We start from the raw sequence: 13,271 nt of genomic DNA on the forward strand, positions 1-13,271 counted from the left end.
GCCACGTATCTTGACATCTATCCTTTTGTGCTACATCTTGACAGGATGCACAACACCACCACCAGTACCTTCACCGACTCCCATTCTGTCTGAGCTACACTTGCTCGACAGCCATTCGACCACTGATCTGCCGGTCTTCAATACATTCAGTGCCGAAACCAGGATCGCAATCACGTCTCATCTGTATAGAACGAGCGAAGAAGCGTACCGCTTTCTGACCACAGCGGATCAAGCGTATGATGTGATAATTGTTAGCGATACGTTGGTTCATCGGCTGCGTCGTGAACAACGGTTGGCTGTGTTGAACCATACGCAACTACCGAATCTTGTCCATCTTGATCCGATGTTTGCCAGATCAAATGGTGATCCAGATTATCGCTTCTGTGTTCCGTACCGGTGGAGCGTATTGGGATTTGGTTACCGGCAATCAGCAACCGGTCGTGCGATCAACAACTGGGATGACGTGTTCGATCCCGCATACACCGATCGCATAGGAGTACTGGATGAGGTACGGTTGAGCATGGGGATGGCACTAATCAAATCAGGATTCAGCCCAAACTCCAGTGATCCGGCAGCAATTGCCACTGCCCGCAACTGGTGGTTGGGCGTGGCCAACCAGATCAATCGCTTCACCGCCGGTAATGAGCAGGAGTTGTTGCAACGTGATGAGCTTGATATTGTTGTGGCACGAAGTGGTGATATATTGCAAATAGCCCATGAAGATAGTGACATCCGATTTACGGTTCCGGAAGAGGGTTCTATCCTTATCACTGATAGTCTCTGTGTACCGGCCAATGCCGTGCATCAATCAACTGCCGAACAGTTTATCAATTTCGTTCTCACACCTGAACACAGTACTGCGCTTGCCAATATGAGTCGTTACGGTACGCCGAACCGAACGGCATTACCGCTTATCGATGCAGAACTACGTGCCTCCCTCGCTCAGTATATAGCTCAAGAGCAAGCTGGTTTGCTATTTCACCTGACCGATGTTGAACCTGCGATACAGGAACTCTACCGCGCTGCCTGGGCTGAGGTGCGACAGTGACAACGCCAACTCCTTCCCTTCGTCGTCGCCTTAGCATTAGCATCATTGGCGCGATTGCAATTTCGCTGCTGATCACGCTGATCGGGCTAGGCTGGCAGTTCAAACTCCGCGAGCAGATGGTGCAGCGCCAGCATCATCTCGCTCAGATACGTGAAGCGATGCTTAACCTCAAAACGGTCTTTCTGATCGCTCATCAGTATGATTATCAGCTTATCGAGATTGTCAGCCACAATCTGTCGGAGCCAACCGTAATAGCGAAGCACACAGCAGCCCTGACAGAGGTACGGGCCGCGGTAGAGCGATTCAACACCGTCAGTAGTGATTTGCCGGAACTTGAATCGTATCGGCAGCAGCTTAACCATCTGCTTGATCAGTATCAGACGACGGTGAAGCAGATTACTGACCAGATCGACCTGCGCCAGCGGAATGGTGGCATTGAACAAACATTACGCCAGGCGCGTCGCGAACTCTGGCAAAGCCTTGCACGGAATGGAAGCAATACATTTTTGATCAGACTTGTGGTTGAAGAGCAAGCCTATCTCTCAACACGAAGTCAGGAATACATTGATAACGTTCGGATTCAGATCAATAATTTACAAGCGTTCATCGCTCTCTTATCCGATTCTGAGCAACAAGTTGTGCAACGGCAGCTTGCCGATTACATATCATTGTTTAATCAGTTAACCAAACTCGATCAACAGCTATCTCACTACACTTCACGACTAGATTATCAAACAGAAGATTTAATAAAAGTCGTAGAAAACATTGATCAAATCCTTAGCTCTGAACAAAACGAAATTACGAATATCTCAGAAACCAGTAACTGGATTGGTTTAGGATTAGTATTATGGATGGTTTTTAGTAGTACCACGATCTTTATCGTGATTGGTAGATTAATTAATCACTACTTCACCAAACCCTTGATCGAATTAACCACCGCTGCCCAACGGGTAGCCGACGGCTGGCGTGACACACCGATCCCCCTGATTGGTACCGATGAGATTGGCAATCTGGCACGAGCACTGGCCCGACTGACTGCTACGCTAAATGACACGATTGCCAGCCTTGAAGAGCGTATCGAACAGCGAACCGCTCAGCTACGGCGTGCCCTGAATGAAAAAGATGCACTCTTGATACAGGAACAGCGTCGGATGCGGCGAGCACAGGCCCTGGTTGAACTCGGTTCACGGTTGAGCACAGCCCCTAACGCTGCTGAAGTATACCGACGTGTCGTTGAAGCACTGGCTACTGCAAAAGAGACCGAAGACCGCATTGGGATATATACTCGTGAGCCAGATGGTGTCGAATGGGTACCTCGCGCCGTCGTTGGCTATCAACAACACGCATCAACTGTATTGCACCTACCGGTGTCCACTCTACCGGCACACCGTCCATTCTATATCCCAGACTTACGACAGCATGAGGTGCAAAGTTTGACTGGTGTATCGGGATCGGCAATATTTATTGTCTTCTCGACCGACCCCTACCCAGAGGCCTTGCTCGTCGTCTATCGTCCACAGCCCCATGCCTTTGCCGATGACGAAATTGACCATCTGGGCATCACCGCACGACTGGCCGAACAAACATTGACTCGCATTCGCTTGATCGCCTCGTTGCGGCAAGCCAAAGAACGGGCTGAAGAAACCAATCGTGAACGTAGTAAACTTTTAGCGCGTCTCGATCACGACATACGTAACCCGCTGAATACCATTATCGCCCTGAGTGAAACCCTGCGTGATTCTTTCGCCGAACATTCAGTGTTCAGCGAAGACTTGGCGAAAATCGGCAACGCCGGACGGCGCTTGCTTGCACGTCTAAACGTACTTCTCGATAGCGCCAAAATTGAAACTGGCACGTTTGAGTTACGACCAGAACCTTTCATTTTCGATACGCTGCTCGATAAGGTGTTGGCCGAGGTGACACCGCTTATCCGTCAACAGCGTAACCGACTCGCTATTGAACGTCCACCACAAGTAGGAACCATTGTCTCCGATCTGAACCGGTTGTGGCAGGTACTGCTCTATCCCTTACAATTTGTCGCCACCACAACACAGCTTGGGGTCATTACCCTAAGCGTTCAACGCTCTACCGACGACGATCACGGCGCGATCATAGAGGTGACAATAAGCGATACCGGCGCTGCCCTAAGTGAAGAGCAGATAAATGCGCTGCTCACTCCTTTTGCTCCTCCACCAGAAACACCTCGTCCTATCGATACCGGTCATAACCTGGCACTATGCTATCAGTTGTGTACCTTAATGGGGGGAACATTTCAGCTTACCTCATCTGGACCGCGCGGTGTTACCTTTCATATCCGTATCCCGGTGAACAGTGCCGACGAGACGGTTCAGCCGATGTATCCAACGTTCCTGTCCCAAGCCGACGTATTAGTGATTACTAAAACGGACGCTCATGTGTTGCAGGCTGCCCTAGAGCAACTTGGCTGGCAAGTACAGTGTGAAACAACGCTTACCGACGCTATCACGAACCTTTCTGAACCGCCAACAGCACTTCTTGTTGACGTAGAGCAGCGGGAGCTGGCAGAACGTATCTTATCCACGGCCGGTTGGCAGCAGGTGCCGGTCATCTGGTTAACCAACGACATTGACGATAGCAGTACCACCTGTGCATTGTGGCCTGGAGACCCAAATAACGTTATCCAGACCCTCCAGACAGTGTTATCCCGCCGCTCGACACTACCATCCGCTCGTCATATCCTCGTCATTGAGGATGAAATATCGACGCGCCTCATTATCCGACGCGCCCTAGAGATTGACGGTTGGAAGGTAATCGAAGCAGGTAACGGTCAGCTCGGTGCGATGCTGTGGCGCACAACCCAACCACAATTGGTTATTCTCGATCTGATACTCCCTGATACTGACGGGATAGCAATCTTGCGTGAAATACGCAACGAATTGAACACGCCAGTTGTGGTCGTCACCGCACGGCTTTTACAGAAAGAAGAACTGGAAGCGCTTGCCGCAGCAGGAGCGGTCGTTTTGCAAAAGGGACGGTATCGCCGTGATGATTTACGTGAGCTAGTGCGTAAATTGATGCAGAGAAATTAAGAGCCTACCCGGAATACCCTGTCGCAGAAGAAGATCGGTTGGGGCGCAGCGGCGCTGCGCCTGTACATCTCTCAGGTTTCATCCGCTGTACTATGAGACAATTATTCGGATAGGCTCGTAGAGGTTTGCAACAATTTTCAGACGCAGTTGCCTGCGATTACGGCGACCCCTCAACGAGAAGAAGGGAGTGGGTGTGGAAACTTGTCTCTCCCACGTGGGGAGGAGCAGCGATTTGCAGCGACGGTACACCTTCTCCTACCCCCTTTCCGCTCCCACCAGAGGAGCTTCGAGGGGGTGAGGGAACTCGCCCCCTGAAGAGTTCTGCCCCAGCATAACCACACGACGCACACCAGCGGCCTCATCATCTGGCGGTGAACGATGTCTGTAACGCTATACCCTCACGACACCGAACTCGTGTGACGTACAATCAGACTCTGACCGGTCATATCAGGAGCAGGCGGCAATTCCAGTAACTCAAGCAACGTTGGTGCGACATCGGCCAGGCGCCCACCACTGCGCAGGGTGATCGCTTCTTTACCGTAACCAGGGCCACCGATCAGAAAACAGGGTGCCGGATTAGTCGTATGGGCCGTGTGTGGCCCACCAGTCTCTGGATCGATCATTTGTTCAGCGTTGCCGTGATCGGCAATCACCAACGCCACGCCACCCTGTTCCAGGATGGCCGGAACCACACGTGCCAGACCAGCGTCAACCGCTTCACAGGCTTTGATGACGGCTGGAATACTACCGGTATGACCAACCATATCGGGGTTCGCATAGTTGACGACAATGAAATCATACTGATTGCTACGAATCGCTGCCAGTAACGCCTCGGTTACTTCAGGGGCACTCATTTCTGGCTTCAAGTCGTAGGTGGCGACTTTCGGTGAGGGAATAAGCTGGCGATCCTCGCCGGGAAACGGTTCTTCACGCCCTCCGTTGAGAAAGAAGGTCACGTGCGGATACTTCTCTGTCTCGGCGATATGGAATTGGCGAAGGCCAGCCTGACTGATGACAGCGGCCAGTGGGCTGGTGACATAGCGAGGGGGAAAGGCAACCAGCACCGGTAATCCCTCTTCGTACTGGGTCATTGTGACGAAGCAGAGATCGCGTAATTGCCGTTCACGCTGCCAGATGTGCGACGGTAGCGGCTGCCCTTCGGCCTTTTGCCGTTCATAATGCTGTCGGATACGCTCGTTGATGTCCGGATCAACGAAGGCGCGGGTCAACTGCCGCCCGCGATCAGGGCGAAAGTTGGTGAAGATAACTGCATCGCCATCGCGCACCGTTGCCGTCGGTTCACCGTTTGCAGTGACGATCACGGTAGGTAAGACAAACTCATCGCTAATATCTTGGGCATAGGCGGCTTCAATAGCGGCCCGCGCCGAAAGCGCTTTCTCACCCACACCGTTAACCAATGCAGCGTATGCCCGTCCGGTACGTTCCCACCGCTTATCGCGATCCATCGCATAGTAGCGCCCTGCGACGGTAGCGATTGTGCCAACTCCCAGCCGGGCGATCACACCTTCCAACGTATCGAGGAAACCCAATGCACTCCGTGGCAGAACGTCACGCCCATCGAGGAAGAGGTGTAAGTAGACGCGCTGAAGGTGATGGCGATGAGCCAGTTCGAGCAGGGCATGAAGATGATCTTCGTGAGCATGTACCCCACCGGGGCCAAACAATCCCATCAGATGCAATGCCGAATTGTGTTGTTTCACGTGTTCGACAGCTTGAAGCAGAGCTGGATTCGTGAAAAAATCACCATCAGCGATCGCTTTACTAATCCGGGTCAGTTCTTGATACACCACAAAGCCGGCGCCAATGTTGAGATGACCAACTTCGGAGTTCCCAATTTGCCCGGCCGGTAAACCGACATCAAGACCCGAAGCCCCTAACGTCGTAAAGGGGCATGTTGCCATCCACTGATCAACGTGCGGCGTATCGGCCAGATCGGCCGCATTGCCGGGGCCGGGTGGTGCAATCCCCCAGCCATCCATGATGATTAATACCACCGGACGTGGACGTGTCATTGTATATGCTCCTTATCCCAAACCCAACGCGACTTGTACGATCCGCCACGCTGCTAGCAACCCAAGCAGGGCGACACCTAGTATTGGAACAACGGTCAGGAAGAGACTCCAGACACGCTCACCAGATGAGGGGTTTGTACTGATGAAGCCGCGCAGTAATTCACGCCGAATTGCCTGCCAACCGCCCCAGAGTGTTGCAATTGCCAGAACAGCAAACACGAGTGCTGCGCCCAATGCGATCAGAGAACCGAGTAAAGCCATAGTTGCCTCCACAAGCAACAACGAGGACGTGAGACCCTTCATTCAATCAGCCACCGGCCTGGATTGAGAATTCCAGCCGGATCCCAGCGTTGACGCAAAGCCCGCATAAGATCGATGGTTGGTGGCACAATACCCCAGCGATCAACGCCTATTGAACTACGTTCGACAACCGCATACCCTCCTATCCCGCCGAGGGTTTGTCGTAGAGCAGGCAGGTGCGCAGCCGCTGTCTCGGCGCAACCGGTGACAATCAGACCAAGACCGGGAAAGACCAGCGTACGAGCAGGGGCTAACAGTGTCAGCGCATCAATGGCCCTGGGTAGCATGCTATCAGGTACACCGATCCGTAACAACAGATCGGTGGTTGGCATTTGATAACCACTATGCCACAGCGTGCGATCTTCATAGCGTGTCATCAGTGCAATAGCGTCGGAACAAGCGGCAGTTGCCAGCGCCAATTGCCGCTCGACAGCAGCTTCTACACCGGCGAAGCGTGCCATCAGTGTGACGGTATCGGCAACCTCGATAACCAAAGCCACCGGCTGCAAGGGAGGTTGGCGCATAGCCATTGCAAGGCGCCATGCCGAGGGAACGTCGGGTACTGTGGCGTGCAGCACGGCCATCTGTGCTGGCAACGGCGCAACCTTGAAAGTTACACTCGCGATCACACCGAGCGTACCGCATGCACCGAGATGCAATTTGTGACTATCATAACCGGCAACATTTTTGACTACCCGTCCCCCACTGCGCACGATCCGTCCGTCACCGAGCACGACCTGCATACCGAGGATCCATTCCCGCGGGCCACCATACCCCAACCGCAGCGGCCCCCAGGCGGCGGTTGCCAGGAGACCACCGATCGTGGCCGCAGGCGGTGTTGGTGGATCCCAGGGTAGCCACTGACCGCGTTCAGACAGTAATGTTTGGACAGCTTCCAGTGATATGCCGGCTTCAACCATCACTACCAGATCGGCAGGATGGTACTCGATCACGCGATGCAATTGTCGTAAATCGAGTGCCACATCGTATCGTCGTGGAGGATCAACAATAAACTGGCGCGTACCGGCTCCCCATGGTACGACCGCAGTATGCGTGTGCGTTGCTTCCGCCAGCAGATCACCAACTTCAGTGACGGTTGTAGGTTGCACGACTCGTTGCGGCTGGCGATCCCCCAAGGTATACGTTGCCGGCAACGGTATTGTCCGGTCAGATAACTCATTCATCACTGCCTCTAAGCAAGTTTCTGAAAAAACAACACGCCTCTGATTTGGGAGCATGATTCTCGGGCTGGCATCCTAACGTGAACGGTTTTAGCCAACTATGCTCGTGCAGGTCGGCTCATCACACGGCAACTCCCTTCACCTTCTGCTGCATCACTGCCTCTCTACTCGTGGAAGAGGTAGCGGACGACACCCTCTGAACCATGGGTTAAATCCACGCTCCACGGTCGATTGCCCGCAACGCGCCACGAGCATAGCGAATATCAGCACAACTGCTACCACTTGGCAACAGTTTACACGGGTTCATCACGTTGCCTGCATCAAACACTGCCCGAATATCGGCAAAAGCCGCCAGATCAGCCGGGCCAAAAATCCAGCCCAGGTAATCACGCTTCTCAATACCAATACCGTGCTCGCCGCTGATCGTCCCGCCGGCCGCAACACACGCCTGGAGAATCTCTTCACTGGCCGCAACTGCTCGATCTAGCGCACCAGGGTGACGGAGATCGAAGAGTAAGAGCGGATGCAAATTGCCATCACCGGCGTGAAAAATGTTGACAATAGTGATTTGGTGGCGTTTCGCCACTTCTTCGGTTAGGCGTAGCAATTCAGGGAGACGCGACCGCGGTACCACACCATCCTGAATGTGGTAATGGGGCGCAATACGGGCGCAGGCGGCCAGTGCGCCTTTGCGGCCTGCCCACAACCTGGCACGCTGCGCCTCATCTTGTGCAGCACGCAATTCACGCGCCCCGAACGAACGACAGATCGCCTCGATCTGTTGCGCCTGCTCGATCACCTCTTCACGCAAACCATCGATTTCGATCAACAGCACCGCCCGTGCGTCGGCCGGATAGCCCGCCTGTACTGCCGCCTCTACAGCAGCAATTCCCTGCCCAACTAACATCTCAAGCGCCGCAGGAATGATCCCATCGGCAATGATAGCCGACACCGTAGCACTGGCCGCGTCGAGATCATCGTATATAGCGAGAAAGGTTTGGATCGCTTCAGGATTTGGTGTCAACTTTACCAACGCCTCGGTAATAATCCCCAGCGTGCCTTCACTCCCGACAACCACCCCCAGTAAATCATAGCCGGGAGCATCGAGTGTTGCACTGCCCACCTCGATCACCCGCCCATCACCTAAAACAACAGTCGTAGCCAGCACATGATTGGTTGTTACCCCGTATTTGAGACAGTGGGGGCCGCCAGCGTTAGTCGCAATGTTGCCACCGATTGTACTGGCGCGCTGACTACTGGGATCAGGGGCGAAATGGAGACCATAGGGCGCGGCAGCCAGACTCAGATCGGTGTTGACTACGCCAGGCTGTACGCGAGCAGTGCGCGCCACCGGATCAATGACCAAAATACGATTGAGACGGGCCAGCGAAATGACCAGACCACCCTGTTCAGGAACCGAGCCACCTGCCAGACCGGTACCGGCGCCGCGGGCGACGATTGGTGCACCTAACTGCGCGGCAACCCGCACACATGCGGCGACTTCAGCCGTTGTACGAGGCACCACAACCACTTCTGGCATTCCTTGATCAAGGGCCGATCCATCGTATTCGTAGAGCATCAGCTCTTCAGGACGACGCAAAACGATCGATGGATCAACAACTTGGAGTAGGGCAGCTATCAAATTATCACGCATCGTCATTTTGTCCGCACCCGGCGCTTCAAATCCAAAACCGGTCGACGAAAGCTGAGAATATCAAGGGTCCCTCGTGGGTACGAGCGCAACACAAGCGCTAGCCCACGCGGATGACGCCGCCAGATACCGGCCAGCGCCAGACCGATGAGCAACGGCGTCATCACCCAGACCAGTACTGGCGTACCATCGTTGAACACGATTGAGCCAAGGCCAATTCCCACCAGTAACCATTGGCCAACCGGTAAGAGCAACATCCGCTCGCGTATATGGAAGAAGGCAACCGTATAGGCCACCATATACCAGACCGATACAAGGATCATCAAGATCAGTAACCAGGAAAGGAGATCAGCCATACGTGCCCCCTAGACTTTGTACTCGAGTTGTTAAGGGCATGATAACACACTCCAGCGCGTTTCAACGTTCTTTCTCTCCTTGTCAGTGGTGATGTAGGAAAGAGGAGTGAGCAGGAAGGACAGGTTCCTCATTCACTCGCTAGAATGTGCACTGGTGATTCTGGAGTGGTTAATACCGGACATTATTCTCAAACTGCGAAGCCTATGCTTCAGCAATCCACAATGGGCGTAGGTTGTGCTGATCTTCACCACACTGCTTCCTTGATCACTAAAAACGTTGAAAATACCTGAATCCACCTAGTCTGAGATGAAATGCAAATCGTCTATGTTATAATCAGCGAGCGATTATCAGACATATGGAGTATTCAGGCATGGAAAACCGACCAAGTATTAGCGTGTTCTTTCCCGCTTGTAACGATGCCGGTACCATTGGCAGTATGGTTGTAGCGGCTATCGAGACGCTGGAAGAACTCACTGATGATTACGAAGTAATTGTGGTCGAGAATGGCAGTACCGATTACACCCTAGACGTTCTCGAGTCGCTGGCGAAACATTATGATCGATTGAAAGTATACAGTTATCGTCAAGCGCTAGGCTACGGTGGTGCATTGCGAGTGGGATTCGCCAAAGCAACGAAAGACCTGATCTTCTACACCGACGGTGATGCACAATACGATCCGCGTGAACTGAAACTGCTCCTACCGGCGTTACGCGATGATGTTGATGTGGTGAATGGTTGGAAGATTGATCGAGGTGATCCGCTCCATCGGATCATCATTGGGCGCATTTATCATCACACGGTTAAATTGCTCTTCGGCTTTAAGTTGCGGGATGTTGATTGTGATTTCCGTCTGATTCGACGTCATGTCTTCGACGATATTGAACTGGAGTCGGATAGCGGAACGATCTGTCTTGAACTGGTCAAGAAATTACAGGATGCCGGATACCGCTTTGCCGAAGTACCGGTGCACCATTATCATCGCACGTATGGCAAGAGCCAGTTCTTTAACTTTCCAAGATTGTGGCGTACCTTTGTCCAACTTATTGGGCTGTGGTGGAAGCTAGTCGTTCGGCGCGAACACATGCGCAAGCGGAAGAAACGTGCCGCCGTCGAGGAAGTGCGCTCCTAACTTTGAGCCAGTTCGCGCAACCGCGACGGATTAAGTAATGTAATTCCTGAACTATCGACATCGAGCAGCCGTGCGTCACGGAACTGATTGATAACCTTAGTAACCGTCTCGCGGTAAGCGTTGATCATGTCGGCAAGCTGCTGATGGGTACGCCGCGGTAAACGTGGAGGTTGGGGGGTGGCAACCTGCTGAGTCTCTGACATCTCGAGCAACACTGAGGCCAGGCGAGCCGGAACCGACTTGAAGGCCACTTCTTCGATCCGGCGACTTACGACCAGTCGTTGTTGACCAACCAGTTCAAGCATTGCGGTCGCCAGCACGCCATCGCTGGCTAAAACGCGCAGTAGTTCAGCCCGTGGCACGGCTAATGCCCGCACTGGCGTCAAGGCCTCGGCAAAGGTATCGTAGGCTACATCACGTTCTACGACGCTTAAACCGAAAGGCTGCCCATTCTCAACGACGCGCACGGTGAGCAATCGCCCCTCACGTGAAGCGAGGTGTAAACCGACTTGCCCATTTACCAGCAGGTAAAGGGTTTGGGCCGGTTGGGCTGGCGTGTAGATTGTACTGTGTCTGCGAAATGACTGTGCCTGACCGAGATGTCGCAGACGTTCCCAGACGATCGCTTCTGACTCAGACAACCGTGACGTCATAGTACGTTCCCTTTCCGTGCCCTGGTATCTGGCCGGATTGTTGTTGCTGTGTTGCTACTGTATTGTATTGTACCACAAGGTTTCGGTACATGCAGCCTGATAAAATGAGCATTGGTATAATAATCGTATGGATCATCATTTGTTTGCGAATCACAACCGACTACTGCTGATCTGGCTGATTGGGTTGAGCCTCTGGCTGACTGCCTGCACGACACCTTTGCCGCCAACACCAACTGCCCCTCTACCAACGGCAACCCCGCCGCCAACCGCAACACCGCTCCCCCGTGGTGGAACAATAACGATCCGCATCGCCGCCGACATTACCAGCCTGCGTCCGTGGCAACCTCGTTCACGTGATGAAGAGCATCTTATCAGCTTACTGTACAACGGTCTGATGCGACTCGATGCCGATCTGTGGCCGACACCCGATCTGGCCGAGCGATTGGATATTGACGCTGACGGACGCAGATTGACGTTTACCTTACGCCCAAATCTGCGCTGGCACGACGGTGAACCGCTTACCGCTGCCGATGTGCTGTTTACGCTCGAAGCATTGCGTAATATCCCTGAAACCAGCACAGCACTGCTGGCCGATTTGCGCTACATCGCCACCGCGTTCGCACCTGATGAGCGCACTGTCATTATCGAGCTGCGCAGCCGCTATGCCCCTATCCTGAGCTTGCTGGCTGTGCCGGTGCTCCCACGTCACCTGTTCGCCGAACGCGATCTGAGTCAGATCAATTTTCTTGATCAACCTATCGGGAGTGGGCCGTTTCGTCTGACTGCACATCAGGACGGTGTGAGTCTCACGCTCGAACGATTCGATCTGTATCACCATGGCACACCACTCCTGGATCGAGTCATCTTAAAAGTTGTTTCTGACGTTGCCCTTAGTCAACGTGCGCTCCGTGATGGGCAATTGCAGGTGGCTGAGCTACCCTGGGGAAGCCAAGACGCGCTCGGCGATGTGACCACCCTGCGCAGTGGTAGCATTCCTGAAAATGGTGTCTATTTTTTGGCCTTCAATCTGCGTCCGGGCCGACCATTTGCCGATGTACGTCTGCGCCAGGCACTGGCAACTGCCATTGATCTGCCTCGACTGGTCGAAACTGCGACGAAAGGGGTTGGGATTCCGGTTGGCAATGGCGCATTGCCTGGAAGTTGGGCCGATGTCACTCCACCGCCTCCCAGCGGCGATCTGCCTGCTGCACGCGCTATGCTTGATGAGGCGGGATGGACGCTCCCCTCTGGCGCCACGATACGACAACGTGAAGGAGTGCCCTTAATTGCCCGCCTCTATGTCCGCAACGATGATGAACGGCGACTGGTAGCAGCACGCCGAATTGCCGAAATTGCGGCCAGCATTGGCATTCAGATCGTGGTCGAACCGGCTGATTTCGCAACAGTGATTTTAGCGCGTTACGTTGCGCCTTACGATTTTGATCTCTTGCTGGGAAGCTGGATTAATGGCGCCGGTGATCCCTTGTTTGCTGATACTATGTTCTACGATCCCGATGACTTTGCTCTCTTCCATTCCAGTCAGCTCGAACAAGGGCCGGGAGATACCCGTGCGACACGGAATTTCGTTGGTTTTAATGACTCGATCTACGATGAGCAGGCCCTGATTGCCCGTCAGCTCTACACGCGCGACGAACGGCGTAGCGCGATTGCTCAGATCCAGGCGCGACTAGCCGAGACGTTGCCGTATCTGTATTTGTGGGTTGACCGCACGGCAGTCATTGTCGATACCCGCTTGCACACGCTTGACGGGCCAATCGATCTGACCACGCCGCGTTATCTGTGGAATATTGAGCGCTGGTATATTCGGTAACACCGGTGGAGGCAGACAGG

The 13,271-nt window shown here is 53.7% G+C and carries 10 protein-coding genes; 4 read left to right on the forward strand and 6 right to left on the reverse strand.

Translation table 11 applies throughout. The features are described from left to right. Nucleotides 1–10 precede the first annotated feature (10 nt). Together QTO31_RS04780 and QTO31_RS04785 are read left to right on the forward strand one after the other, a co-directional pair. Nucleotides 11–1,048: a spermidine/putrescine ABC transporter substrate-binding protein gene (locus QTO31_RS04780; RefSeq protein WP_301428282.1), complete on the forward strand. Its 1,038-nt coding sequence runs from the start codon at nucleotides 11–13 to the stop codon at nucleotides 1,046–1,048. Next, complete coding sequence (locus QTO31_RS04785; RefSeq protein WP_301428283.1) at nucleotides 1,045–4,116, forward strand: response regulator; 3,072 nt, start codon at nucleotides 1,045–1,047, stop codon at nucleotides 4,114–4,116. The genes QTO31_RS04780 and QTO31_RS04785 overlap by 4 nt, the downstream gene beginning before the upstream one ends. Before the next feature lie 398 nt (nucleotides 4,117–4,514). Here the strand turns inward: QTO31_RS04785 and gpmI are convergent, their stop codons facing one another. From gpmI to QTO31_RS04810, 5 genes are all read right to left on the reverse strand, one after another. Continuing rightward, on the reverse strand, nucleotides 4,515–6,149 hold the full coding sequence (gpmI, locus tag QTO31_RS04790) for a 2,3-bisphosphoglycerate-independent phosphoglycerate mutase (RefSeq protein ID WP_301428284.1): 1,635 nt from the start codon (nucleotides 6,147–6,149) through the stop codon (nucleotides 4,515–4,517). 12 nt (nucleotides 6,150–6,161) lie between these two features. Beyond that, on the reverse strand, nucleotides 6,162–6,410 hold the full coding sequence (locus tag QTO31_RS04795) for a hypothetical protein (RefSeq protein ID WP_301428286.1): 249 nt from the start codon (nucleotides 6,408–6,410) through the stop codon (nucleotides 6,162–6,164). 38 nt (nucleotides 6,411–6,448) lie between these two features. Further along, on the reverse strand, nucleotides 6,449–7,633 hold the full coding sequence (locus tag QTO31_RS04800; protein WP_301428287.1) for an FAD-binding oxidoreductase: 1,185 nt from the start codon (nucleotides 7,631–7,633) through the stop codon (nucleotides 6,449–6,451). 205 nt (nucleotides 7,634–7,838) lie between these two features. Beyond that, on the reverse strand, nucleotides 7,839–9,284 hold the full coding sequence (locus tag QTO31_RS04805) for an FAD-binding oxidoreductase (protein ID WP_367620635.1): 1,446 nt from the start codon (nucleotides 9,282–9,284) through the stop codon (nucleotides 7,839–7,841). Nucleotides 9,285–9,286: 2 nt separating this feature from the next. Further along, nucleotides 9,287–9,637 (reverse strand): hypothetical protein, encoded by a 351-nt coding sequence (locus tag QTO31_RS04810; RefSeq protein ID WP_301428289.1) that lies wholly within the window; start codon nucleotides 9,635–9,637, stop codon nucleotides 9,287–9,289. A 371-nt stretch (nucleotides 9,638–10,008) separates the two neighbouring features. Between QTO31_RS04810 and QTO31_RS04815 the strand changes: the two genes are divergently transcribed. Further along, nucleotides 10,009–10,767: a glycosyltransferase family 2 protein gene (locus tag QTO31_RS04815; protein ID WP_301428290.1), complete on the forward strand. Its 759-nt coding sequence runs from the start codon at nucleotides 10,009–10,011 to the stop codon at nucleotides 10,765–10,767. Here the strand turns inward: QTO31_RS04815 and QTO31_RS04820 are convergent. Beyond that, the gene (locus tag QTO31_RS04820; RefSeq protein ID WP_031459057.1) at nucleotides 10,764–11,420 is read right to left on the reverse strand and encodes a Crp/Fnr family transcriptional regulator; all 657 of its coding nucleotides are present in this window, start codon (nucleotides 11,418–11,420) and stop codon (nucleotides 10,764–10,766) included. The two genes, QTO31_RS04815 and QTO31_RS04820, sit on opposite strands and share 4 nt — an antisense overlap. A gap of 127 nt (nucleotides 11,421–11,547) precedes the next feature. Between QTO31_RS04820 and QTO31_RS04825 the strand changes: the two genes are divergently transcribed. Beyond that, the gene (locus QTO31_RS04825; RefSeq protein WP_031459056.1) at nucleotides 11,548–13,251 is read left to right on the forward strand and encodes a peptide ABC transporter substrate-binding protein; all 1,704 of its coding nucleotides are present in this window, start codon (nucleotides 11,548–11,550) and stop codon (nucleotides 13,249–13,251) included. Nucleotides 13,252–13,271: the final 20 nt, after the last annotated feature.

This window comes from Chloroflexus sp. MS-CIW-1 (assembly GCF_030444705.1).
Classification (GTDB): domain Bacteria; phylum Chloroflexota; class Chloroflexia; order Chloroflexales; family Chloroflexaceae; genus Chloroflexus.